At 69.3% G+C, this 21983-nt stretch carries 25 protein-coding genes and 1 pseudogene; 11 read left to right on the top strand and 15 right to left on the bottom strand.

Annotated elements, in window-relative coordinates; all coding sequences use genetic code 11:
- Positions 1-30 precede the first annotated feature (30 nt).
- Positions 31-981, bottom strand: coding sequence for a J domain-containing protein (locus ACFVV5_RS13245; RefSeq protein WP_387244615.1), 951 nt, complete (start codon positions 979-981; stop codon positions 31-33).
- Between the two features lie 192 nt (positions 982-1173).
- On the opposite strand from ACFVV5_RS13245, the gene ACFVV5_RS13240 reads away from it, so the two are divergent.
- The 4 genes from ACFVV5_RS13240 to ACFVV5_RS13225 all read left to right on the top strand — a co-directional run bounded on the left by ACFVV5_RS13240 (position 1174) and on the right by ACFVV5_RS13225 (position 3330).
- The gene (locus ACFVV5_RS13240; RefSeq protein WP_387244612.1) at positions 1174-1554 is read left to right on the top strand and encodes a VOC family protein; all 381 of its coding nucleotides are present in this window, start codon (positions 1174-1176) and stop codon (positions 1552-1554) included.
- Positions 1555-1653: 99 nt separating this feature from the next.
- Positions 1654-1992: an ArsR/SmtB family transcription factor gene (locus ACFVV5_RS13235; RefSeq protein ID WP_387244609.1), complete on the top strand. Its 339-nt coding sequence runs from the start codon at positions 1654-1656 to the stop codon at positions 1990-1992.
- Positions 1989-2453 carry an SRPBCC domain-containing protein gene (locus ACFVV5_RS13230; protein WP_387244606.1) on the top strand — a complete coding sequence of 155 codons (465 nt, stop codon included), beginning with the start codon at positions 1989-1991 and terminating at the stop codon, positions 2451-2453. Before ACFVV5_RS13235 ends, ACFVV5_RS13230 begins: the two co-directional genes overlap by 4 nt.
- A gap of 43 nt (positions 2454-2496) precedes the next feature.
- Complete coding sequence (locus tag ACFVV5_RS13225) at positions 2497-3330, top strand: alpha/beta fold hydrolase (RefSeq protein ID WP_387244603.1); 834 nt, start codon at positions 2497-2499, stop codon at positions 3328-3330.
- On the opposite strand, the gene ACFVV5_RS13220 is transcribed toward ACFVV5_RS13225, so the two are convergent.
- From ACFVV5_RS13220 to ACFVV5_RS13195, 6 genes are read right to left on the bottom strand one after another with little or no spacing between them, the layout of a single operon-like run.
- Positions 3320-4201, bottom strand: a complete 882-nt coding sequence (locus ACFVV5_RS13220) for a prenyltransferase (RefSeq protein WP_387244601.1) — start codon at positions 4199-4201, stop codon at positions 3320-3322. The two genes, ACFVV5_RS13225 and ACFVV5_RS13220, sit on opposite strands and share 11 nt — an antisense overlap.
- A complete protein-coding gene (locus tag ACFVV5_RS13215) occupies positions 4198-4515 on the bottom strand; it encodes a lycopene cyclase domain-containing protein (RefSeq protein ID WP_387244599.1) in 318 nt (105 codons plus the stop codon). The genes ACFVV5_RS13220 and ACFVV5_RS13215 overlap by 4 nt, the downstream gene beginning before the upstream one ends.
- Entirely contained in the window at positions 4512-4838 is a 327-nt protein-coding gene (locus ACFVV5_RS13210) for a lycopene cyclase domain-containing protein (RefSeq protein ID WP_387244596.1), read from the bottom strand. The genes ACFVV5_RS13215 and ACFVV5_RS13210 overlap by 4 nt, the downstream gene beginning before the upstream one ends.
- Positions 4835-6436: a phytoene desaturase family protein gene (gene crtI, locus ACFVV5_RS13205; protein WP_387244592.1), complete on the bottom strand. Its 1602-nt coding sequence runs from the start codon at positions 6434-6436 to the stop codon at positions 4835-4837. Before crtI ends, ACFVV5_RS13210 begins: the two co-directional genes overlap by 4 nt.
- Positions 6433-7356, bottom strand: a complete 924-nt coding sequence (locus ACFVV5_RS13200; protein ID WP_387244589.1) for a phytoene/squalene synthase family protein — start codon at positions 7354-7356, stop codon at positions 6433-6435. The genes crtI and ACFVV5_RS13200 overlap by 4 nt, the downstream gene beginning before the upstream one ends.
- Entirely contained in the window at positions 7353-8423 is a 1071-nt protein-coding gene (locus ACFVV5_RS13195; RefSeq protein ID WP_387244585.1) for a polyprenyl synthetase family protein, read from the bottom strand. The genes ACFVV5_RS13200 and ACFVV5_RS13195 overlap by 4 nt, the downstream gene beginning before the upstream one ends.
- 73 nt (positions 8424-8496) lie before the next feature.
- On the opposite strand from ACFVV5_RS13195, the gene ACFVV5_RS13190 reads away from it, so the two are divergent.
- Entirely contained in the window at positions 8497-9057 is a 561-nt protein-coding gene (locus tag ACFVV5_RS13190) for a MarR family winged helix-turn-helix transcriptional regulator (protein WP_387244582.1), read from the top strand.
- 71 nt (positions 9058-9128) lie between these two features.
- Here the strand turns inward: ACFVV5_RS13190 and ACFVV5_RS13185 are convergent, their stop codons facing one another.
- Complete coding sequence (locus ACFVV5_RS13185; protein ID WP_387244579.1) at positions 9129-9344, bottom strand: hypothetical protein; 216 nt, start codon at positions 9342-9344, stop codon at positions 9129-9131.
- A 132-nt stretch (positions 9345-9476) separates the two neighbouring features.
- Here ACFVV5_RS13185 and ACFVV5_RS13180 point away from each other — a divergent pair, with 132 nt between their 5' ends.
- Both ACFVV5_RS13180 and ACFVV5_RS13175 read left to right on the top strand, forming a co-directional pair.
- Positions 9477-9818: an ATP-dependent DNA ligase gene (locus ACFVV5_RS13180; RefSeq protein ID WP_387244576.1), complete on the top strand. Its 342-nt coding sequence runs from the start codon at positions 9477-9479 to the stop codon at positions 9816-9818.
- Positions 9819-9895: 77 nt separating this feature from the next.
- Positions 9896-10108: a hypothetical protein gene (locus ACFVV5_RS13175; protein WP_387244573.1), complete on the top strand. Its 213-nt coding sequence runs from the start codon at positions 9896-9898 to the stop codon at positions 10106-10108.
- Positions 10109-10138: 30 nt separating this feature from the next.
- Here ACFVV5_RS13175 and ACFVV5_RS13170 read toward each other — a convergent pair whose 3' ends face one another.
- On the bottom strand, positions 10139-11059 hold the full coding sequence (locus ACFVV5_RS13170; protein WP_387244570.1) for a sigma-70 family RNA polymerase sigma factor: 921 nt from the start codon (positions 11057-11059) through the stop codon (positions 10139-10141).
- Between the two features lie 282 nt (positions 11060-11341).
- Here ACFVV5_RS13170 and ACFVV5_RS13165 point away from each other — a divergent pair, with 282 nt between their 5' ends.
- Positions 11342-12751, top strand: a complete 1410-nt coding sequence (locus ACFVV5_RS13165; protein WP_387244977.1) for an MFS transporter — start codon at positions 11342-11344, stop codon at positions 12749-12751.
- Positions 12752-12794: 43 nt separating this feature from the next.
- Here the strand turns inward: ACFVV5_RS13165 and ACFVV5_RS13160 are convergent, their stop codons facing one another.
- Both ACFVV5_RS13160 and ACFVV5_RS13155 read right to left on the bottom strand, forming a co-directional pair.
- Entirely contained in the window at positions 12795-13760 is a 966-nt protein-coding gene (locus ACFVV5_RS13160) for a DNA topoisomerase IB (RefSeq protein ID WP_387244567.1), read from the bottom strand.
- Complete coding sequence (locus ACFVV5_RS13155) at positions 13757-14707, bottom strand: Ku protein (protein WP_387244564.1); 951 nt, start codon at positions 14705-14707, stop codon at positions 13757-13759. The genes ACFVV5_RS13160 and ACFVV5_RS13155 overlap by 4 nt, the downstream gene beginning before the upstream one ends.
- 76 nt (positions 14708-14783) lie before the next feature.
- On the opposite strand from ACFVV5_RS13155, the gene ACFVV5_RS13150 reads away from it, so the two are divergent.
- Positions 14784-17315 (top strand): ATP-dependent DNA ligase, encoded by a 2532-nt coding sequence (locus ACFVV5_RS13150; RefSeq protein ID WP_387244561.1) that lies wholly within the window; start codon positions 14784-14786, stop codon positions 17313-17315.
- On the opposite strand, the gene ACFVV5_RS13145 is transcribed toward ACFVV5_RS13150, so the two are convergent.
- Positions 17263-18159 carry a diacylglycerol/lipid kinase family protein gene (locus tag ACFVV5_RS13145; protein WP_387244973.1) on the bottom strand — a complete coding sequence of 299 codons (897 nt, stop codon included), beginning with the start codon at positions 18157-18159 and terminating at the stop codon, positions 17263-17265. The genes ACFVV5_RS13150 and ACFVV5_RS13145 overlap by 53 nt on opposite strands.
- Before the next feature lie 209 nt (positions 18160-18368).
- Positions 18369-18692 (bottom strand): annotated as a pseudogene (locus ACFVV5_RS13140) (phosphatase PAP2 family protein); the annotation flags it as partial.
- Between the two features lie 241 nt (positions 18693-18933).
- On the opposite strand from ACFVV5_RS13140, the gene ACFVV5_RS13135 reads away from it, so the two are divergent.
- Both ACFVV5_RS13135 and ACFVV5_RS13130 read left to right on the top strand, forming a co-directional pair.
- The gene (locus ACFVV5_RS13135; RefSeq protein WP_387244558.1) at positions 18934-19365 is read left to right on the top strand and encodes a hypothetical protein; all 432 of its coding nucleotides are present in this window, start codon (positions 18934-18936) and stop codon (positions 19363-19365) included.
- Positions 19366-19412: 47 nt separating this feature from the next.
- Complete coding sequence (locus ACFVV5_RS13130; RefSeq protein ID WP_387244970.1) at positions 19413-20714, top strand: MFS transporter; 1302 nt, start codon at positions 19413-19415, stop codon at positions 20712-20714.
- Positions 20715-20732: 18 nt separating this feature from the next.
- Here the strand turns inward: ACFVV5_RS13130 and ACFVV5_RS13125 are convergent, their stop codons facing one another.
- Together ACFVV5_RS13125 and ACFVV5_RS13120 are read right to left on the bottom strand one after the other, a co-directional pair.
- Complete coding sequence (locus ACFVV5_RS13125) at positions 20733-21374, bottom strand: putative glycolipid-binding domain-containing protein (RefSeq protein WP_387244555.1); 642 nt, start codon at positions 21372-21374, stop codon at positions 20733-20735.
- 5 nt (positions 21375-21379) lie between these two features.
- Positions 21380-21892: a DUF664 domain-containing protein gene (locus ACFVV5_RS13120; protein WP_387244552.1), complete on the bottom strand. Its 513-nt coding sequence runs from the start codon at positions 21890-21892 to the stop codon at positions 21380-21382.
- Positions 21893-21983 lie beyond the last annotated feature (91 nt).

The raw sequence follows: 21983 nt of genomic DNA, 5'->3' as shown, positions 1-21983 counted from the left end.
TCCACTGTGCTCCCCCGAACGCCGTGGCGTCTAGACGAACCGGATGCTCTCCTGCAGCCGGCTGCGCAGCTCGAACGCGCGGTCCACGCTCTCGCGCCCTGCCGCGTCCGCGCCGTTCCGCAGCACCAGCGGCAGCAGCGAACGGCGCACCAGCAGCGCGCCGGCCAGCCGGCCGCGCTCGATGCGCTCGTACGGGACGGCGAGCGCGTCATCCGGAACCACGATGATCAGCCCGGTGAACCGCACGCCCACCTGTCGCGAGAACGTCTTCGAGTCGCGCAGCAGGTCGTGGAACGGCTCGTCGTCGTGGTCGATCGACGCGCCGACCACGTCACCCTTGGAGAGTTTGACCTCGCCTCCCCAGTCGGCGGACCGGATCGCGAACAGTCCGGCCGGGCCGAGCACGACGTGATCGAGCTTGGCGTCCGAGCGGGGATGCACGGACACGTCGTTCCAGATCGTGAAGCCCATCCCGAGGCCGGTGACCGCGCGCGCTGTCGCCTCTTCGGCGAGCGCGACCGCGAGCAGGTGCCGGATCTCACGCGGAGCCGACCGCACGAGCGACGGCTCGTACGGGTCGTCGAGCTCGGTGCCGCGTCCCACCCATTCGCGCATCAGCGATAGGTAGCGCTCACGCGCCTGGCCACCCGGATGCCCGTAGCTGCGCGCCCGCACGGTGGTGCCGCGCGACTGGGACCGCGTGGGGTGGACGGTCGCGCTGAAGCCGGTGGAACCGCTGCCGCCGTCGGTCACCCCGGCGCCGAAGCCGTCTTCGCCCCGGTCGTACCGGGCGCGGTCCTCCGGGTCGCCGACGAGCTCCCAGGCGCGCTGCACCTCCAGGAACCGGGCGGCCGTTCCGCCGGTGTCGGGGTGGGTCTCCCGTAGCAGCCGCCGATACGCGCGCCGCAGCTCCTCGTGCGACACGGATGCTCTGACGCCGAGCACCTCGTACGGGCTGGGCGAAAGGGGGCTGTCGCTCATCGGCGTCTGTCGTCTCTCTGGGTCTGGCTGCGGGGTCCGTCAGGAACCGCCTCTTTGACGATACCGTCGGTCGGCTGGGAGGTTGCTCCCCACTTGCCGTGAGCGAGATGTTTTCCGCCGATTCGGATTGCGGCCAGTAACTGACCGCAATGGCGCCTAGCGTGGAGGTACACCGACAGAAAGGAACCGATCATGGCGATCACCGACTGGAGAATCGAACTCATCTTCATCCCCGTCACGGATGTCGACCGCGCCAAAGCGTTCTACGTCGACCAGATCGGCTTCGCGGCCGACTTCGACCAAGTGGTCACGGAGGAGCTGCGCTTCGTGCAGCTCACCCCTCCCGGATCCGCGTGCTCGATCGCGTTCGGCAAGGGCCTGACCGACATGGAGCCCGGAGTGCAGCAGGGCATCCAGGTGGTCATCCCGAACGCCGACGAAGCCTACGCACACCTCCGTGAGAACGGCGTCGAGGCGACACCGGTCGACGAGCAGCCGTGGGGCCGGTTCGTCACCTTCCGCGACCCCGACGGCAACGGCTGGACCTTGCAGGAGCTCGTACCCCGCGACTGACGGCCTGACCGCGAACGACCGGATGCGCGACGCCCCTTGACAGGCGCCGCGCATCCACTATATTTGCCGTATCAGTTATGGAACCGATTGGTTATGGATATGGCGGACGATCGACTGAGCGCGGTGTTCTCGGCGCTCGCGGACCCCACCCGGCGTGAGATCCTGCTGCGCCTGATGCAGGGCGACGCGAATGTCTCACAGCTCGCCGAGCCGTTCACCGTGAGCCAGCCGGCCATCTCCAAGCACCTCAAAGTGCTCGAGACGGCCGGGCTCGTGTCGCGCTCCCGTGTCGCGACCAGCCGGCTGAGCCACCTCGAGGCCGAGCCGCTGCGGGAGGCGACGATGTGGATGGAACGCTACAAGCACTTCTGGTCGAGCAGTTTCGACAAGCTCGATGCGGCCTTGGCCGCCTATCAGGGAAAAGAGGAATCGCGATGAGCGAGACCCGACCGGGCGAGGTCGCCGACACCGACGTCTACATCACGCGGGCGTTCGACGCTCCCCGGCCGCTCGTGTGGCGGTTCTTCCTGCAGCCGGAGCACCTCGCCCGCTGGTTCGCTCCGGCCGGCTTCTCCACTCCGGCGGAGACGATCTCGATCGACCCGCGCGTGGGAGGCCGCTGGGAGCTGCTGATGGTCGACGACGTCACGGGCGAAGGCTTCCCGATGCGCGGCACCATCGTCGAGCTGGTCGAGCCGGAGCTCCTCGTGATGCGCCTCGATGCCGAGACCGGCCGCATCCCGATCAACGAGCTGATGCTGCGCATCCAGTTCCACGACCACGGTGACAGGACCCGCATCACCCTCCACCAGGGCCCGTTCACGCCCGACCGCCGGCACGCCACCGAATCGGGCTGGCTCGAATCGTTCGAAAAGCTCGACCGGCAACTGTCGGCCTAGCGAGACTCCGGCCGCGCAGGCCGCAGAAGAGAGGAAGGCTGTCGTGGCCGAGAAGATCATCACCGCACCGGCGACCACGGGCACGGTCATTTCGGCCGACGGCACCAGGATCGTCTACGAGAGAGTCGGAAGCGGCCCCGCCCTCGTGCTGGTGGACGGTGCGCTCTGCACGCGCGGCTTCGGTCCGGCTCGCCCGCTGGCAGCCGAATTGGCCGACCGGTTCACCGTCTTCAGCTACGACCGGCGCGGTCGCGGCGACAGCGGGGACACTCCGCCGTCCGCTCCCGAGCGCGAGCTGGAGGACCTCCGCGCTGTGATCGACCAGGCGGGTGCGCACAGCGGCGCAGACGAGGTCGCGGTCTACGGCAGCTCGTCGGGAGCGGCCATCGCGCTCGAGGCCGCGGCGGCCGGTGCACCGATCCGCCGACTCGTCACCTACGAGGCTCCCTATGTCGCGGCCGGCTGGAAGAACGGCGACGTCGACCACCTCACCGCGGTCGAGTCGCTGCTCGCCCAGGGCAAGCGGGGCTCCGCCGTCAGCTACTTCCTCGTGAAGATGGTCGGCGTGCCGGCTTTCGTGCCCGTGATGATGCGGATGATGCCGAAGGTCTGGAGGCAGTTGCAGGCCACCGCACCTTCGCTGCCCAACGACATCCGGATGATGCACGGCTTCCGTGTCCCCGCCGACCGCCTCGCGCGCATCGCGGCGCCGACCCTCGTGCTGGTGGGAGGCAAGGCGGCGGATGCGATGAGGACCGCCCAGGAAGCGGTGGCGGCTGCGGTTCCGGGCGCGCGCTTCGGTGTGCTCGACGGCCAGACGCACCAGGTGTCGGAGAAGGCCGTCGGTCCCGAGATCGCCGCCTTCGTCAGCGCGTGAGCCACGCGAACCAGATCAGCAGCAGCGTGACGACGAAGCCGCAGGCGTAGTTGATCCCGAGAAAGCGCCGCCAGCCCCGATTGGCGCGCGCGGACTCCGCATCGGGCACCGACCAGAACGGCGCTGCGACCAGGATGTAGGGCACGGCGAGCACCGAGGCGAGCGGCCCGGGCCACGCGGTCGCGAGCATCCCGAGCCCCGCCGATACCCAGGAGACGATCGCGATCCGCGTGGTCCACCGCGCGCCCAGCACCGTGGCGATCGACGAGATCCCGCCCTCGCGGTCGGGGACCACATCCTGCACTGCGCCGAACGCGTGGCTGCCGATCCCCCAGAGGAAGAACGCGAGCAGCGTCATCCAGAGCGCAGGCGTGAACACCGCGCCGGCCAGCACCAGGCCGTAGAGGGCCGGGCTGACGAAATGGGTGCTCGACGTGACCGAGTCGAGGAAGGGGACCTCCTTGAAGCGGAGCCCCGGCACCGAGTACGCCAGCACTGCGAAAACGCTGACGGCCAGCACCAGCCACGACAGCGGCGAGCCGAAGACGATCAGAGCGAGAAGGAACGGGACGTTCGTCACGGCAGCGGCGATCAGAGTGCGCCGGTGCATCGTACGACCGAGCACCGCCCCTTCCGCGCCGCCCTTGCGCGGATTGCGCAGGTCGGACTCGTAGTCGAAAACGTCGTTGACTCCGTACATCGCCAGGTTGTACGGGACCAGGAAGTAGAGCGTGCCCACCACGAGGGCCGGATCGAGCTCGCGCGTGGTCAGCAGATACGCCGCCGCGAATGGGAAGGCGGTGTTGATCCAGCTGAGAGGGCGCGAGGCGAGGAGCAGCTGGAGCAGCGGAGACGGCGCGGTGATCGTCATCGTGCCCGCCTCCGGAACAGCATCCAGAGCGCCGGAAGCAGCAGCAGTGCCACGACCGGATAGGCGAAGTCCTCGAGCGGGACCAGGCCGAGGTGCGCTCCGGCGATCCGGCCCGCTTCGTAGGTCATGAGGCCGGAGCGGATCATCAGGTTGTCGAAAACGGCGGTCAGGACCAGCGAGATCACCGCTGCGATCAGGACGGGCAGCCACCAGCGGCGGGCGATCCGCCTCCGGTCGGGTGCGGTGGCGAGGGCGAAGAACAGCACGACGGCGGCAACGATGAGGAAGGCCAGGCTGAGCAGGAGGTAGGTCATGCGCGCTCGCGACCGCGATCGATCATCCGGCCCGCCCCGGAGAGGAGGACCATGGTCAGATAGCCGAGGAAGGCCAGGAAGAAGACCTCTTCGAGCGGGAGCTCCGGTGCGAGCATGATGCCAGTCAGGAAAGGGCTCGTACCACGGGCGAAGACGTGGAGGCCGATGCCGAGCAGATCCCAGGCCAGGAAGAACGCGACGCCGATCCCGAGAACGAGGGCTGCCCGCCGGGCATCCCGCCAGAAGAACAGCGTGAACCGCCGATCGAGCAGCACCATGCAGCCGAGCGCGAGCAGTAGGAACAGCAGATACAGGATGCTCACGCCGGCCGCTCCTCCTGGAGCGTCACTCCCAGCGGTTCCGGCAGCGGCCCCGTGGAAGTGTCGCCGCGCAGACGTTTGACCACCAGCTCCGCGCTGATCAGGCACATCGGCAGGCCGATACCGGGAATCGTCGAGCCGCCGGCGTAGAGCAGGCCGTCGACTTTCGCGGAGGCGTTCCTGCCGCGGAAGAACGCGCTCTGTCGCAGTGTGTGTGCCGGACCGAGCGCACCGCCGCGCCACGCATTGAGGTCGGCCGCGAAATCCGCCGGGCCGACGGTGCGGCGCACCACGATGCGATCGGCCAGGTCGGGGATGCGTGCCCACCCGGCGATCTGAGCGATGGCTGCGTCCGCAGCGCGCTCGACGCGGGCATCCCCGGTCCCTCCGACTCCCCCGGCGCCGATCGACTCGTCGGCCGGCACGGGGATGAGCACGAACAGGTTCTCGCTACCGGCGGGGGCGACCCCCGGGTCCGTGGCGCTCGGACGGCACACGTAGATCGACGCGGGATCGGGGATCGACGGATGCTCGCCGTAGATGCGCTCGAAGCCGTCCGCCCAGTTGGCGGTGAAGAACAGGCTGTGGTGGGCGAGCTGTGGCAGCCGCCCGCTGATGCCGAGGTAGACCAGAACGGCCCCCGGCCCCGGCTCGCGGCGCTCCCACCAGCTCTGCGGGTACGTGCGAAACCGCTCCGGCAGCAGGTCGACTTCGGTGTGATGCAGATCGGCGGCCGACACGACCAGCCCAGCGTCGAGTCGCCGGGCGATGCCGGCGGCATCCACGTAGTCGACGCCGCTGACGCGCGGCATCCGGTCGCCCGGCCCGGTGCGGATGGCAGTGACCCGCGCGCCGGTCTCCACCACGACGCCCTCGCGCGTCGCGAGCCCGGCGATCCGGTCGATCAGCGTGGAGAAGCCGCCGAGCGGGTAGCGCACGCTGTCATCGAGGTCGAGGTGGCTCATCAGGTGGTACATGCTCGGCGCCTGCGAGGGCGAGGTGCCCAGGAACACCGCCGGGTAGCCGAGAATCTGGCGCAGCCGGTCGTCGCGCACGTAGCCGGCGGCGAAGCGGTCCAGGGGCTGCAGGAGCAACCGGCCGAGGCGGCCCAGTCGGCGGAGGAGGTTGCGGGTCGCGAACGGCCGGAACGAGGCGAAGGTGCTGTACAGGAAGTGGTCGACGGCCATCCGGTACGTCTCGGCCGCGCTCGCCAGATACCGATCGAGCGCGAAGCCGGCGCCGGGTTCGACGCGCTCGAAGAGTTCGCGGTTGGCCATCGGGTCCGCAACGATGTCGAGGGTCTGCGTCCGGCCTTCGAAGAAGACCCGGTAGCCAGGATCGAGGGTGACGAGCTGCAGCTGCTCGGCGGTGCTCGTGCCGAGCAGCCGGAAGAAGTGGTCGAAAACCTCCGGCATGAGGTACCAGGATGGGCCGGTGTCGAACCGGAAGCCCTCGGACTCCCACGATCCGGCACGACCGCCGACGCTCGCGTGCTGCTCCAGCACCGTGACGCTGAGTCCGTCCCTGGCCAGCAGCGCCGCGGTCGCGAGGCCGGCGATGCCGCCGCCGATGACGACGACAGACCCGGCCGGCGCCCTCACCGTGCGACCCCCGCGCCCCGGCCGGCCGTAGCGGTCGCGCGCAGCAGGATCGCCAGCTTGATGCGGGTCGGAACGCTCATTCGGGTGGTCAGGAGCTGCCGCGCCGGTGTCGAGCGCAGGCGGTCGCAGAGTTCGGTGAAAAGCCCGTGCGCGGCGAGGACGGCACGCCGGCAGTTGTCCGGCAGCTCGGGGATGGCATCGGCCGCAGCCTCGAGGTCGCGCTCGATGTCGACCACCAGTTCGAGCTTCTGCCGTTCGGTGAGCCGGGAGGGTTCGATGCCCGGAAAGTAGTTGCGGCCGAGCTCCGACCAGTCCTCCGCGAGGTCGCGGAGGAAGTTGATCTTCTGGAACGCGGCCCCGAGCCGGCGGGCCCCGCTCTCGAGCCGCCGCTGCCGGTCGGCGCCGACGTGTTCGTTCGAAAGGAACACTCGGAGGCACATCAGCCCGACCACCTCGGCCGAGCCGTAGATGTAGGCGCCGAGTTCGTCGGCGGAGAAGTCGACCGGACTCAGGTCGCGGCGCATCGAGGCGAAGAACGGTGCCGTCAGCTCAGGACCGATGCCCACCGAGCGTGCCGTCGTCGCGAAGGCGTGCACGACGACGTTGGCGCTGTACCCGGCGCGCATCGCGCGTTCCGTGTCGGCCTCGAGCGCGTCGAGCAGCTCGCGCTGGTCGCTCACGCTGAGGCCGGCTTCGTGAGCAGCGCCGTCGACGATCTCGTCAGCGACGCGCACCAGGGCATAGACGTCTTCGACGCGCGGTCTGACGGCGGGAGCGAGCAGGCGTGTCGCCATTCCGAAGGAGGTCGAGTACTCGTGGATGATCGTGGCCGAGCTGGTGTGAGCTGCTCGCGTGTACAGGGCGAGATCGGTGGGATGCTCGACCCCGGCCGGCACTCCGGCCTGCGCTTCGCGCGTCATACGATCCTCCCGATGCACGACCGCGCGACGGACCGCAGCTCGTCCGCGAGCACGGGGGGAAGATCGGAGGCGTCGATCACCGCCGCCGCGCGTGCCACGTGCTCGTCGATCAGGTTCTCGACGAAAGCGCGAGCGCCGCACTCGTCGAGGAACCGGGCGAGCATCCGGCCCTCGGCGGCACTCAGGTCGTGCCGGCCGAAGAGCGGTTCGACCCGCTCCCAGGCGGTGGTGGCCCGCGCGTACGCGATGAGCGAGGTCTCTTTGCCCTCGCGCAGGTCGCTGACCACGCTCTTGCCCGTCACGTCCTGGTCGCCGAACACACCGAGAAGGTCGTCGCCGAGCTGGAAGGCGACGCCGAGAAGGCGGCCGTACTCGGCGAGCGCTTCGAGGATGTCTCCTCCGGCCCCCGCGAGGATGGCACCGGCCGTCAGGGGGCCGGCGAACGAGTAGGTCGCGGTCTTGCGCTCGGTCATGGCCAGCACATCGGGAAGCCGGGCCTCACCGAGCCGCACGCTGAACGAGACATCGGCAAGCTCGCCGGCGGCGGTGACGAAGACGCTGTGATCGAGCAGGTCGAGGAGGGTGTCGCGGGTGCCGGACGGCGCGTCCACGCGGGCGACGAGCGACTGCGAGGCGTGGATCAGCAGATCGCCGGCGAGGATGCCGGCCGCCTGACCCCAGAGCCCGGCCCGCTGCACCCCCACTCCCCTGGCCAGCGCGTCCGCCGCGAACGCCCCGGACAGGTTCAGCCGGCCGCGTCGCACGGTGTCGCGGTCGATGACGTCGTCGTGGAGCAGGAACGCCGTATGCAGCAGCTCGAACGCGACGGCCGTGTCGACGGCGGCCGCGCGGTCGATTCCTCCGAGCCCCTCGAATGCGCTCAGCACGAAACGGGGCCGGATGCGCTTCCCGCCTTCGCTGGCCGCTCGCGCCTCTGCCCACAGGCGCTGGTATTCGCTGCCGTAACGGGCCGCGAGGGTGAGGCGTTCCGCGAAGAACGCATCGAGTCGGGCGTCGATCTCGACCGACAGGCCGAGGTGGCGCTCTCCGAGGTGGATGGACGTCATCCGGAGCTCCTTTGCCTAGCCAAGTAAGTAAATAACTTAGCACGCTTCTTGCCCCTGGGAATAGGATGATCGCATGACTTCCGACAAAGACGAGGCGCGGCGCATTTCGGGATCATTGCTCGATCCGCGTGTCATCGATCCGCGTCAGGAACTCGTGCGGCACGACGACCTCAGCGAAGAGGAACTGCTCCAGGTCGTGCACGTCCTCACCGCCATCCGCGACTGGCGCGAAGCCGAGCAGAAGCTGAGCTTCGAGTCCCGCAGCCACCTGAAGCTCAACGACACCGACATGAAGGCACTGCGGTACATCATCGCCTCGATGAACGCCGATGTCGCCGTCACCGCCGGAGCACTCTCCGAACACCTGCACATCTCGACGGCGTCGACCACGAAACTGCTCGACCGGCTCGAGCGGGGCGGGCACATCGAGCGCCACCCGCACCCGACCGACCGCCGGGCCGTGACCGTCTCCATCACCGAGGAGACCCACCGCGACGTGCGCCGCACGATGGGTGTGCAGCACGCGCGGCGCTACGAGGTCGCGAAGCGGCTGAAGCCCGCAGAACGCGACGTGGTCATCCGGTTTCTGACCGAACTCAGCGAGAGCATCGCCGCGCCGGTCGGCGACGACTGACGACTAGCTCGTTTCCGGGCCTGCTGTGCCGATGCTGCACTCGGCCTCCACCTCCGCCTCGAGCACGACTCTCAGTGATGCGCGAGCTGGCGACGAGTGATGGTGAACGAGGCCTCGTCGGTGACGAGGACCAGTTCGACGCCCTTGGTGTGGCGAAGCACGACGAGGGTCGGCTCGCCGGTGCGCAGTGCCCGCTCCGCCTGAGACAGGAAGATCCTGGCCATCTCGTCGGACGTCACGTACTCCCGCCCGCCGTGGCTCACGATCCACGCTTCTCCGCGTTCCATGGGGTGCTCCTGTCGTTCCGTACCTCAGGATAATTAGGCATTGACACCCGTACCAGGGATTGACAACACGATCGGTTCCTGCCTGGCCACGGCGCGCTTCCAAACGCCGGATCGTCCTGTACGGTTCAAGCCATGGGCAAGCTCATTTACGCCGGAACGACTGAGATCGGTTTCGAAGATCGCGTTCTCGCGCACCTGCAGATCGTGGTCGGCCTGAAGCTGCGCCGCAAGGAAGGGTTCTTCTTCTCCTGGCGCGACGAGCAGAGCGTCGGCGACGGACGGAGCGCCGTCTGGATCGACCCGTCCATCCCGCTCCTGTTCCGCTACAGCGGGGGTCGCCAGCCGAAGATCAACAAGACCTGGCTCGAGGCGCTCACCCTGTCGTCCAACAGTGCGCAAGGGCTCCAGCTCACCGAGGAGATCGGCGCACTCGGCGCCGACGAGGTGAACGCGGACACCCCTCCCGGGCGCTGACGCCGGGGGGCCTTGCCAGTCGTCGCGCTCACGCCTAGGTTGGCAAGCGGACCTCATGGCAGGAAGCGAGGGACGCCATGACAGAGATGGCAGAGTCAGACGGCACGACGACCGACGCCGCCCAGCAGGGCACGACGCAGCCGGGGGCCGACGAGCAGACGGCCGGCGAGCAGGCAGGCGGCGCCGCAGCTGCATCCGAGTCCGACGCGACCGCCGACGCGGGCGAGCGCCCGGGAGACATCCCGTTCGAACAGGCCGCCGCAGAACACGAGAACCCCGCGCTCGAGTGAGCGCGGGGTCCCGATCCCTTTCGCGGTCCGCTACCGCAGGTACTCCAGCAGTTCGGGGCAGCGGAGTCGTTTGAGGCTGCGCGTCTCCAGTTGACGCACCCGCTCGCGGGTGATGCCGTAGATCTCGCCCACTTCGTCGAGCGTCATCGGCTTCTGACCGTCGAGTCCGAAGCGCATCCGCACCACTTTGGCGTCGCGAGGCGGGAGCTCACGCAGGCGGTCCTCGAGATCGCGATGACGGAACCCGACCTCCACCGCCTCCGCCGGAGTCGGGAAGTCGTCGTCTTCGATGAGGTCGCCGAGCTCGGCCCCCTCGTTCTCGCCCACCGGCACGGCGAGCGAAACGGTCTCCGAGTCGCTCATCTGCAGCTTGCGGACCTCGGCGGGGTCGAGGTTCGACGCCTCCGACATCTCTTCGAGCGTCGGCGTGCGGCCGAGCTCGCCGCCCAGGTCACGACGGATGCGGTCGAGCTTGTCGATCTTCTCGACCGTGTGCACGGGGATGCGGATCAGCCGGGCCGTGTCCGCGATTCCGCGGAGGATCGACTGACGGATCCACCAGGTGGCGTACGTCGAGAACTTGTTCCCTGTGCGGTAGTCGAACTTCTCGACGGCGCGGACCAGTCCGAGGTTCCCCTCCTGGATGAGGTCCATCACGGGAAGACCACGGCCGGCGTATCGCTTCGCGATGCTCACCACGAGGCGCAGGTTCGCTTCGATGAACCGTTCGAACGCGCGCTTGCCGTCGTCGGCGAGCCACTGCAGTTCGCGGCGCTCGACGGGCGTGAGGCCCGATCGCTTGGCGAGCCGCTCCCCCGCCAGTACGCCGACCTCGATCCTCTTCGCGAGGTCCACCTCTTCTTCCGCCGTCAGCAGCCGCGTGCGGCCGATCGAGTTGAGGTAGTCGCGCACCGGATCGTTCGTCACTTCGAGCACAGTCATTGTGTCCATCCCATCGGCTCGTATTCGTTGTGCTTGCTTCTGGTGCGTCGGGCGCCTCCGCCGGAGCGGAAGTCCCTAGCTAGGGTAAACATCCGGCCATGACCCCCAACAAGGGGTTGACACCGTGGAGGGCATTCGCTAGGCGTGTCGGGGCGCATACGCCCGCATCCGGTTCTGTCAAGCCCCTGCTGGCATCGAGGGGTTGCTCGTAGCATCCCGTCCGTGAGCACGCATTCATCGGATTCCCAGACAACGACGTTGAAGTCGATCGAGACGAAGATCCCGGCCCGGCTGGATCGCCTCCCCTGGTCCCGCTTCCACTGGCTGGTGGTCGTCGGACTCGGCACGGTGTGGATCCTCGACGGCCTCGAAGTGACCATCGTCGGTGCGATCGGCAGCCGGCTGACCGAGCCGGACAGCGGACTCGGGCTCACCGTCGGCCAGGTCGGACTCGCTGCCGCCATCTACGTCGCGGGCGCCTGTACGGGCGCCCTGGTGTTCGGCTATCTGACGGACCGGTTCGGGCGCAAGAAGCTGTTCATCATCACTCTCGGCCTCTACCTCGTGGCCACGGTGCTCACGGCCTTCTCGGTCACGCCCGTGATGTTCTTCGTGTTCCGCTTCCTCACCGGAGCCGGCATCGGCGGCGAGTATGCGGCGATCAACTCGGCCATCGACGAGCTGATCCCGGCCCGGCGGCGGGGCGTGGTCGACCTCGCGATCAACGGGTCGTACTGGCTCGGAACGGCGTTCGGCGCGGTGCTGACGGTGTTCCTGCTCGACACGAACAACTTCCCCGCCGACATCGGCTGGCGCATCGCCTTCGGGCTCGGCGCTGTACTGGGGCTCGTCATCCTGCTCGTGCGACGCAACGTGCCGGAGTCGCCGCGCTGGATGTTCATCCACGGCCGCGACGAGGAGGCCGAGAAGCTGGTCGGCGGGATCGAGCAGGACATCGAGAAGGAGACCGGCTCCGCGCTCGACACGGTGCCGGCGGACCAGGCCATCCGGATCCGCCAGCGCCGCTCGACGGGCTTCGGCGAGATCGCGCGGGTCGCGGTCTCGACCTACCCCAAGCGGACCATCCTCGGCCTGTCGCTCTTCATCGGCCAGGCCTTCCTCTACAACGCGGTGTTCTTCACATACTCGCTGGTGCTGACCAAGCTGCTCGGCGTGCCGGACGATCTGGCTCCGTGGGCCCTCGTCCCGATCGCGATCGGCAACTTCCTCGGCCCGCTGGTGCTCGGTCACCTGTTCGACTCCGTCGGGCGCCGATTCATGATCACCCTGTCGTACATCGGCAGCGGCGTGCTGCTGGTGGGGACCGCGATGCTGTTCAGTGCGGAACTGCTCGACGCGTTCTGGCTCACCGTCTGCTGGATGATCGTCTTCTTCTTCGCCTCGGCCGGAGCCAGCAGCGCCTACCTCACGGTCAGCGAGATCTTCCCGATGGAGACCCGGGCGATGGCGATCGCGTTCTTCTACGCGATCGGCACCGCGATCGGCGGAATCACGGGGCCGATCCTGTTCGGTCAGCTCATCGGCTCGGGCATCCAGGCGGTGGCGGTGGGGTACTACATCGGGGCCGGGCTGATGATCGCGGCGGGACTGGTCGAGCTGTTCCTGGGGGTGGATGCCGAGGGCAAGTCGCTGGAGCAGATCGCCGCCCCGCTCTCGACGGACACGGACAGCGGCTCCTGAGCGGAGCTGGCGAGGGGCGTAGCGCACCCCAGCGGGAGTGCGCTCAGCTCAGCAGTTCCAGCAGGGCCGGCTCCGGGGCGCGGCCGTTCGACAGGTCGATGACCTCCCCCGAGCGGAAGCGGTCGAAGATGCGGGGGTCGATGTAGCTGTTCCTGGCGATCGCCGGGGTGTTGCCGAGAGCGTCGGCGGCCTCGTTCACCGCTGCGGACATCCGCTTCGCCCGCTCCCGGTCCGAGCCGCCGGCGCCCAGATGGGCGAGCGCGGAGGCCGCCGTGATGGTGCCCTGCAGCGTGCGGAAATCCTTGGCGGTGAACTCGCCCCGCGTCTGCCGCCGGATGTACTCATTGAGCGACGCCGGCTGGATCGTGTGCCAGGTGCCGTCCTTCCACGACAGCAGCCGGGAGCGCGGACCGCGGGTGTCGACGACCTCGCCGAGCAGCCGCGCCACATCCTCGTCGGAGATCGTGCTCGTCCACTTCTGGGCGCTCTTCGCCGGGAACGTCAGCGTGACCTCGTCCCCGTCGATCGCCACGTGCCGGCAGAGCAGCGTGGTGAGCCCGCGGCTGCCGTTGGCGTGCAGGTACTCCTCGCTCCCGATCCGCAGAGACCCCAGGTCGATGATGCGCAGAGCGGCGGCCAGGATGCGGTCGCGCCCGAAGCCGGGCTCCCGCAGATCGAGGGTGACCCGGCGCCGGGCAGCGGGCAGCGTCTCGGCGAGCTGCAGGGCGCGGTCGAACTTGAGCCGGTCCTGACGCACACGCCACGACTCGTGGTACAGGTACTGGCGGCGGCCCGCCTGATCGGTGCCCACCGCCTGGATGTGCCCGCGGGCATCCGGGGTGATCCACACATCGAGCCACCCCGGCGGGATCACCAGAGACCGGATGCGCTCCAGCTCACGCTCGTCGACGATCGGATTGCCGGCCTCGTCTTCATACGAGACGCCCTTCTTCGAGGTGACACGGCGGTAGCCGGGACCCGACGGGTCGCTGCGCCGCAGACGCGTCACGCAGGCTTCTTCTTCGCGGCCGTCTTCTTCTCGGCCGGCTTCGCCGCAGACGACGCGCTCGCCTTCTTCGCCGCCGGCTTCGAGGCGGACGACTTCGCGGCGCCGTCCGACTTCGCGCCGCCCGACTTCTTGGCGGACGCCTTCGATGTCGACGAACCGGAGCGGCTGCGCTCGACGCTGCGCTGCAGCGCCTCCATGAGGTCGATCACCTCACCGCCGCCGGAGCGCTTCTCCTCCTCCTCGCCGAACGTCTCGGCGGTGTCGATCGCGTCTCCCTGCTCCAGTTTCGCCTCGATCAGCTTGCGCAGCTCGTCCTGGTACTCGTCGCTGAACTTCTCCGGCTCGAAATCGCCGGCGAAGCTCTCCATCAGCGCGCTCGACAGGTCGAGTTCGCGTTGCGTGATCCGCGGCGCCTCGTCGAGGGCGGGGAAGCTCGCCTCGCGCACCTCGTCGTTCCACAGCAGGGTCTGCAGCATGAGCACGTCGCCGCGCACCCGCAGTGCGCCGAGACGGGTCTTCTGACGCAGCGCGAAGTTCACGATGGCCGTGCGCTCGGAGTCCTCGAGAGTCTTACGGAGGAGGGCATAGGCCTTGAGGGACTTCGAGTCGGGCTCCAGATAGTAGCTGCGGTCGAACATGATCGGATCCAACTGGTCGTTGGGCACGAACTCGACCACGTCGATCTCGCGGCTGCGCTCGGCCGGCAGCGACGCGAGGTCCTCGGGTGTGAGCACCACGGTCCGCTCGCCGTCGTCGTACGCCTTGCTGATGTGCTCGTACGGGATGATCTTCCCGTCGATCTCGCAGCGACGCTGATACCGGATGCGACCGCCGTCGGCGTCGTGCACCTGATGCAGCGCGACGTCGTGGTCTTCGGTGGCGCTGTACACCTTCACCGGCACGTTGACCAACCCGAAAGTGATCGCACCCGTCCAAATGGCCCTCATGCGACCATCGTCACCGTTGATCGGCTCTTTTTCAACCAGTGATTGAACTTCGGGTGCCCAGGCGTAGCGTTCTGTCATGCCGACATCCGACAGCGAGGTCGTCGAGATCGATGGTCACCGTCTGAAGCTGACCAACCTCGACAAGGTCCTCTACCCCGAGTCCGGGACGACGAAGGCCGACGTGATCGGCTACTACAACGCCATCGCCGAGGTGATGATCCCGCACGTGCGCGACCGGCCGGCCACGCGGAAACGCTGGGTGCACGGAGTGGGCACAGCCGAGCATCCGGGTGAGGTGTTCTTCCAGAAGAACCTCGACGGCTCGACCCCGAGCTGGGTGAAGCGCCGCACGGTGAAGCACAAGAGCCACACCAACGACTACCCGCTGGTCAACGACACGGCGACGCTCATCTGGCTCGCCCAGATCGCCTCCCTCGAGATCCACGTTCCGCAGTGGCGGGCCTCGCGCAACGGCACGCCCAAGAACCCCGACCGGCTGGTGCTCGACCTCGACCCCGGCGAGGGCGTCACACTCGCCGACTGCGCCGAGGTCGCCCGCTTCGCGCGCCGCATCCTGACCGACATGGGGCTCGACCCGATGCCGGTGACCAGCGGGTCGAAAGGCATCCACCTCTACGCCGCCCTCGACGGGTCGCAGACGAGCGACCAGGTCTCGGCGGTGGCGCACGAGCTCGCCCGCGCGCTCGAAGCCGACCATCCCGATCTCGTGGTGAGCGACATGAAGCGGGCGATCCGCGCGGGCAAGGTGTTCGTGGACTGGAGCCAGAACAACGCGGCCAAGACGACGGTCGCCCCCTATTCGCTGCGGGGACGGCTCGCCCCGACGGTCGCGGCTCCGCGCACCTGGCGCGAGCTGGACTCGAAGACGCTCGCGCAACTCGAGTACCCGGAGGTGATCGCGCGGGTGAAGCGGCGCGGCGACCCGCTGGCCGAGCTGTCGGCCGGCCATCTCGACGAGGAGGTGCACGGCGCCGCGGAGGACCGCCTGACCACCTACCGCTCCAAGCGGGACGCGAAGAAGACGCCGGAGCCCGTCCCCGACGAGACGCCGCACTCGACGACAGGCCGAACCTTCGTCATCCAGGAGCACCACGCGCGCCGGCTGCACTGGGACTTCCGGCTGGAGCACGACGGGGTGCTGGTGAGCTGGGCGCTTCCGAAGGGCCCGCCGACCGACCCCGGGCAGAACCACCTCGCGGTCCACGTCGAAGACCATCCCCTCGAGTACGGCGCGTTCGAGGGCGATATTCCGCACGGGGAATACGGCGCCGGGCACGTGACGATCTGGGACGCCGGCGACTACGACGTCGAGAAGTGGCGTGACGGCAAGGAGGTCATCGTCACCCTGCACGGGACTCCGGGAGGCGGCCTCGGCGGCGATCGCAGATTCGCACTCATCCACACCGGGGGCGAGGGCAAAGCCGACCAGAACTGGCTGATACACCTGATGAAACCGGATGCCGGCGGCGCGAAGCAGTCCGCGGGCGCGAAGCAGTCCGCAGCCGCGAAGCGGCCCGCAGCCGCGAAGACTTCGGCGAGCTCCGCCAAGCAGTCGACCCATCCCGCGCATCCGGAGCCCGTCACCGGCACGCCGATCTCGCCGATGCTCGCCACACTCGGCTCCGCCACGGACATCCTCGACGAGGAGGACTGGGCCTTCGAGATGAAGTGGGACGGCATCCGGGCCCTCGCCGAGGTGCGGGCAGGCGCGCTTCGGCTCAGCACCCGCAACGGCAACGACGTCACCGCCACCTACCCCGACCTCGCCGGGCTCGTCGAACTGGCGGGCGACCACGATCTGGTCCTCGACGGGGAGGTCGTCACGCTGGACGCGACCGGGCGGCCCGATTTCGGACTCCTGCAGACCCGGATGGGGTTGACCAGGGCCCGCGAGGTGGAGGCCGCCGCCGAACGCGCTCCGGCGCACTACATGGTGTTCGACCTGCTGGAGCTCGACGGCGAGTCGCTGGTCGCGAAGACGTACGACGAGCGCCGTGCCGCACTCGAGGACGTGCTGCGGCCGCCGCGGAACCACGCTGTGCAGGTGCCCCCGGCGTTCGGCGGCGACCTGCAGCACGCGATCGAGAGCAGCCGTGAACTGAACCTCGAAGGTGTGATGGCCAAACGGCGCGACGGGACCTACTCGCCCGGGCGCCGCTCCCGCAGCTGGATCAAGATCAAGCATCATCACATGCAGGAGGTCGTCATCGGCGGCTGGCGACCCGGCAACGGGCGCCGCGCGAACGCGATCGGCTCCCTGCTGCTCGGCATCCCCGACGGCGGCGGTCTGCGCTACGTCGGGCGCGTCGGCACCGGGTTCACGGATGCGATGCTCACCGATCTCGCGAAGAGGCTCGCCGCGCATCCCCGCACGACGAGCCCGCTGACCGACGTGCCGACCCTCGATGCCCGGGACGCGCACTGGGTGCGGCCCGAGCTGGTCGCCGAGGTGGAGTTCGCCGAGTGGACGCCCACGAATCGTCTGCGTCAGCCGAGCTGGCGCGGGCTCCGCCCCGACAAGACCGTTGCCGACATCAACCCCGAGGACGGTCCGCCGGGGAGTACACCTGCAGGCCCGCGCGGATGATCCGGATGCTCAGCCGGCGCCCGTCGTCGTGCTGGTCTCCGGGGGTGCGGAGCGAGGCCTCGCCGTCGTGGGCGTAGCCGGGGTCGCGGCCGCCCGCATCCGATGACGCGACGCGCAGGTCGCCGGCCGTGAACGCCTCCACCGCCGGCGGACCCTGGAGGAACGGCAGGCGCGCGGCGAACGCGTCCGCCTTGCCGCCGAGCGCCAGGGCCACGGCGCCGCGGGTGCGCGGCTGGCCGTTCGCGTACAGGATGCGCACGTCGAGCAGGCCGTCGTCGAGCCGGCGCCGCTCGATCGGGGCGACCGTCACCGGGTAGTAGCGGCCGATCCCGATGAAGATCGACCACACGCGTGCGGTGCGGCCGTCGATCTCGATCTCGATCGGGTCGGACCGGCGCACGATGCGGACCGCGGCGACCACTGCCGCCAGTCCCTTGCCCAGACGCTTCTCGTGCTTCTCGCGTTCGGCCACGAAGGCCGGGTAGATGCCGATGGACGCGGTGTTCAGCAGGGTGATCGGCTCCCCTGTCGTGAAGGTCAGCTCGCCGACGTCGACGGCACGGCCCGTTCCCGCGACGAGCGCATCGATGGCTATGTCGAGAGAGGTAATGTCGGCCGCCTTCGCGAAGTGGTTGAAGGTTCCGCCCGGGAAGACGAGCAGCGGGAGGCCGACGCGGCGCGCGACGTGGGCGAGCGTGCCGACCGAGCCGTCCCCGCCGTAGATGCCGAGGACGCGCGGCGGCGTGGACGAGGCGAGGGCGGCATCCACGAGCGCGCTGACGTCGTCGCCTTCGGCGAGCTCGTGCACGACCGCCCGGGGCAGGCGTTCGCGCAGTCGCGGCAGCGGGCTCGGCCGATGCGCGCTCCGGCCGGCGAGCGGATTGACCAGGATGAACGCGCCGTCGCCGTCCGGAAGGGCGGGAAGCTCGATGGTGGCGGCGGTCGGGCCCCCCGCAGCAGGAGCGGCGCGACCGTGGACGGGGCGAGCCCTTTGACCAGCACAGCGGCCCCCACACCGATGAGCGCCCCGCCGACGACATCGGAGGTCCAGTGCGCGCCGGTGTGCAGCCGGGAGTACCCGACGGCGGCGGCGAGCGGGGCGATCGCGGCTCCCGCCGGCGGCGACTCGAGGGCGACCCCGGTCGCGAAGGCGGCGGCGCTCGCGGTGTGGCCGGACGGGAACGACGGCGAGGTCGGCGAGCGGTCGAGGCGCCTGCTGATCGGGATGGAGGTCAGCGCCGGGCGATCGCCGCCGACCAACTGCTTTCCGACGAGGTTGGCGAGCGCGCTCGCGAGCCCCAGCGAGGCGAGTCCGCGGACCGCCGCTCGCGGCCTGCCGAGGGCGACGAGCACTCCCACGGCCGCGAACCAGAGCATTCCGTGGTCGGCCGCCGTGGAAAGGCTCCGCCAGAAGGTGTCGGACCACGGTCCGGTCCTGCGCGCGTTGATCCGCCGGGCGACGCGCTCGTCCGTGCGCTTGATCCGATGGGGCAGGTCGATGCGCAGGCGACGCGGGTGGCGGTTTCCGCTCGGACGCTGACCACGGGAGGAGGACACTCCCCCACCATACTCAGCCACGTTTTCGGCGCTCGGGGACGCTCGGCGCTAGGATTTCCTCGTGACCACAACTGACAACGCACACCGCCCGGCTACGGAGATCGACGACGAGCACGGAGCCCTCGTGCGCAGTCTGAGCGCGACGCTCCCCGGTCCGCTCGGCTCGATCATCGCGACCATCATCGTGCTCGTGTTCCTCGTGCTCGGGGTCATCAGCCTGGTCACGACGTGGACCGGCAACGCCGATGACTTCCTGCCCCTGTTCCAGGTGTCGGTCGCCGCCACCGTGGTCTCGCTCAACGCGCTCTACGCCCGCAAGACCTTCAGCTACGTGATCACGCTGATCGGCGCCGTCCTCTGGCTCTGGGTCTCGGTCACTCCGTTCCTGCCGTTCTGGCAGGTGGTCCTCCAGGCGCTCACCGTGACCATCATGATGGCCGGTGCCGTCTACTCCCTCGCCGCCGTCGAGCTGAGCAAGAAGCCCCGCTTCTGACCCGCGACACGGCCACGCCGGGCACGAAGGAGCCCGACGATACGACCCTGGCGCGCCGGCGCCACTTCGTCGACCTCTCGCCGCTGAGGGAGAGTCCGGCCTTCGCACGTCTCTGGCTCGGAGGCGCGATCTCCGGCATCGGCGGCCAGATGACCATCGTGGCCGTCGGCCTGCACATCTACGATCTGACCGGCTCGACGCTGGCGGTCTCGTTCGTCGCCCTGTTCGCCCTGCTCCCGATGATCGTCTTCGGGCTCTACGGGGGCGTGCTGGCCGACGCGTTCGACCGGCGGCTGGTCGCCCTGGTCACCGCGATCGTCGCGTGGACCTCCACCGCGGGGATCGCGGTCTTCGCCTGGCTCGACGTGCAGGTGGTCTGGCCGCTCTACGTGCTCACGACCATCAACGCCGTGGCGAGCGTGGTCATCGGAGGCACACGTCAGGCGATCACGCCCCGCCTGCTGCCCGACCGCCTGCTGCCGGCGGCGAGCGCGCTCGGCGGCATCGGCATGGGCGTGATGGTCACGGTCGGACCGGCGCTGGCCGGTCTGCTGGTGGCCACCGTCGGCATCAGCTGGACCTACACGATCGACGTCGTCCTGTTCTCCGCGGCATTCCTCGGCATCTTCACGCTGCCGCGCATCGTCCCGGAGGGCGAGCGCCAGCGACCGGGCCTCGAGTCGGTGCTGTTCGGCCTGCGATTCCTGAAGACGGCGCCGAACCTGCGGATGACCTTCGTGCTCGATCTCATCGCCATGACATTCGGGCAGCCGCGGGCGCTCTTCCCTGCGGTCGGCGCGCTGCTCATCGGCGGAGGCCCGGTGACGGTCGGCATCCTCACCGCGGCCGGCGCGGTCGGCACCCTGCTCTCCAGCGTCTTCTCCGGCCGCCTCGGTCACGTGCGCTGGCAGGGTCGCGCCGTCGCACGGTCGATCATGGTCTACGGAGCGTGCATCCTGGGCTTCGGCATCGTGCTGGCCGTCGTGGCACTCGGCGGTGTCGCCGGAACCGGCCAGAACGTCGCGGACGCCAACCTTCCGGCGCTGATCGCCGCCGCCGTGCTGCTGGCCGGCTCCGGCGCGGCCGACAACATCAGCTCGATCTTCCGCATGACCATCCTCCAGGCGTCGGCTCCGGATGCGATGCGCGGCCGCCTCCAGGGCATCTTCACCGTCGTCGTCACCGGCGGCCCACGCCTCGGCGACCTCTACGTCGGACTGCTCACACTCTGGGCCGCGCTCTGGTTCCCTCCGCTGCTCGGCGGTCTCGTGATCGTCGTCGCGGTCGCGACGATCGTGCGCGTGCAGGGCTCGTTCCGGCGCTACGACGCGCTCGCGCCGACGCCGTAACACGCCGGCCGTGCATCCTCAGGGCCGGGTGCGGATGCGCTTGGCGAGTCGCGGATAGTCGATCACGATGCCGTCCGGATCGACGGTGAGGTCGGCGGTGAAGTCGCGGCTCGCGCTCTGGTACTGCACCACTCCGTGGCCGGCGGCGGGATCGAGCGCCGCCATGGAGCTGTACACCTGGTCGCTGCGCACGACCTCGAGCGACGGAAGCGCGACCCAGGCCATCACGAAGCGCGTCTCCGGGGTGGCGGCGTCCAGCACGCCGAGCCGCAGCATCGGCATCGAGTTCGTCACCGGGCAGAGAGCGAGGTCGCAGTCGAGGGCGCCGTCGAGCGACGCCGGATCCCGGATGCCCGGAGCAGCCATCAGCGCCCCCTCGTACACCGGATGCCCGGAGTAGTGGGACTCGCTCGACCAGCGCCCATGCGCATCCCGGGTCAGCGCCAGACGCCTCGACCAGCCCCGGCCGGACACCCCGATGTCGAGGCGTGTCGTCACCCACCCCGGCCCCGTCTCGAGCGACCACTGCGTCACGTAGTCCGTCGTTCGCGACGTGCCCAAAGCGTCCAGTCGGTCCGCGGCCAGCGTGACCGTCGCCGCCTCGAGCCGCTCCGGGTCGTCGTCGCCCACCCACTCGACATGCCTCACTGCACCGCGCATCCCGCTCACACCCTTTCCAGAACCCCGCGCACATAGGCCGCCTGTCCGGCGTGCTGCAGGTCGTCGGAGATGACGCTCACCAGCCGGACGCCGAGCGTGACCGGCGGATCCCAGGCCTCGTCGACCACCCGCGGGAGATCGGCATCGGTCACCGTCCGCAGGAACGCCACCGTGCGATGGTGGACGTCGTCGTGGTAGCCGAGCAGGTCGTCGGCGCTCACGACGGCGACAGCGGCAACCTCGTCGGCGGTGTGGCCGTACCCGGTGTCGTACCGGTCGAAGGGCAGGCCGAAACGCGCGGCCCACCCGTTGTCGATCCAGGCCTGCGTCTGGCCGGCGACATCGGAGACGTGGTCGTCCTGGATGCGCGTGAGATGCCACACGAGCCAGGCGATCGAGTTCGCGCCGGGGTCCACCCGCGCGCCGAGCTCATCGGATCCGAGCCCGTCGACCGTGCGCCTCACGGTCTGGGCGATGCGGTCGAAGGCGTCGATGAGCAGATCGGTCGATGCGGTCACGCTGGTCCTCCAGGTCTCGGATTGCCGTCCCTCTGCAGGGTACGCTCCACCCCTGGCAGACCTCGCCCGCGTCGACCGCTCAGCAGGCACC

The sequence above is a fragment of the Leifsonia sp. NPDC058248 genome, from assembly GCF_042881905.1.
Lineage (GTDB): Bacteria > Actinomycetota > Actinomycetes > Actinomycetales > Microbacteriaceae > Leifsonia.
The sequence above is the reverse complement of the archived record's forward strand: the minus strand, read 5'-3'. Positions and strand labels throughout refer to the sequence as shown.

Excerpts from the sequence above, each read along its gene's own strand:
- ACFVV5_RS13155 (WP_387244564.1), bottom strand. The coding sequence starts at position 14,707 with ATGAGGGCCATTTGGACGGGTGCGATCACTTTCGGGTTGGTCAACGTG.
- ACFVV5_RS13170 (WP_387244570.1), bottom strand. The coding sequence starts at position 11,059 with ATGGACACAATGACTGTGCTCGAAGTGACGAACGATCCGGTGCGCGAC.
- ACFVV5_RS13220 (WP_387244601.1), bottom strand. The coding sequence starts at position 4,201 with ATGACGATCACCGCGCCGTCTCCGCTGCTCCAGCTGCTCCTCGCCTCG.
- ACFVV5_RS13240 (WP_387244612.1), top strand. The coding sequence starts at position 1,174 with ATGGCGATCACCGACTGGAGAATCGAACTCATCTTCATCCCCGTCACG.
- ACFVV5_RS13185 (WP_387244579.1), bottom strand. The coding sequence starts at position 9,344 with ATGGAACGCGGAGAAGCGTGGATCGTGAGCCACGGCGGGCGGGAGTAC.
- ACFVV5_RS13190 (WP_387244582.1), top strand. The coding sequence starts at position 8,497 with ATGACTTCCGACAAAGACGAGGCGCGGCGCATTTCGGGATCATTGCTC.
- ACFVV5_RS13180 (WP_387244576.1), top strand. The coding sequence starts at position 9,477 with ATGGGCAAGCTCATTTACGCCGGAACGACTGAGATCGGTTTCGAAGAT.
- ACFVV5_RS13245 (WP_387244615.1), bottom strand. The coding sequence starts at position 981 with ATGAGCGACAGCCCCCTTTCGCCCAGCCCGTACGAGGTGCTCGGCGTC.
- ACFVV5_RS13215 (WP_387244599.1), bottom strand. The coding sequence starts at position 4,515 with ATGACCTACCTCCTGCTCAGCCTGGCCTTCCTCATCGTTGCCGCCGTC.
- ACFVV5_RS13195 (WP_387244585.1), bottom strand. The coding sequence starts at position 8,423 with ATGACGTCCATCCACCTCGGAGAGCGCCACCTCGGCCTGTCGGTCGAG.
- ACFVV5_RS13235 (WP_387244609.1), top strand. The coding sequence starts at position 1,654 with ATGGCGGACGATCGACTGAGCGCGGTGTTCTCGGCGCTCGCGGACCCC.
- ACFVV5_RS13200 (WP_387244589.1), bottom strand. The coding sequence starts at position 7,356 with ATGACGCGCGAAGCGCAGGCCGGAGTGCCGGCCGGGGTCGAGCATCCC.
- ACFVV5_RS13150 (WP_387244561.1), top strand. The coding sequence starts at position 14,784 with ATGCCGACATCCGACAGCGAGGTCGTCGAGATCGATGGTCACCGTCTG.
- ACFVV5_RS13175 (WP_387244573.1), top strand. The coding sequence starts at position 9,896 with ATGACAGAGATGGCAGAGTCAGACGGCACGACGACCGACGCCGCCCAG.
- ACFVV5_RS13125 (WP_387244555.1), bottom strand. The coding sequence starts at position 21,374 with ATGCGCGGTGCAGTGAGGCATGTCGAGTGGGTGGGCGACGACGACCCG.
- ACFVV5_RS13230 (WP_387244606.1), top strand. The coding sequence starts at position 1,989 with ATGAGCGAGACCCGACCGGGCGAGGTCGCCGACACCGACGTCTACATC.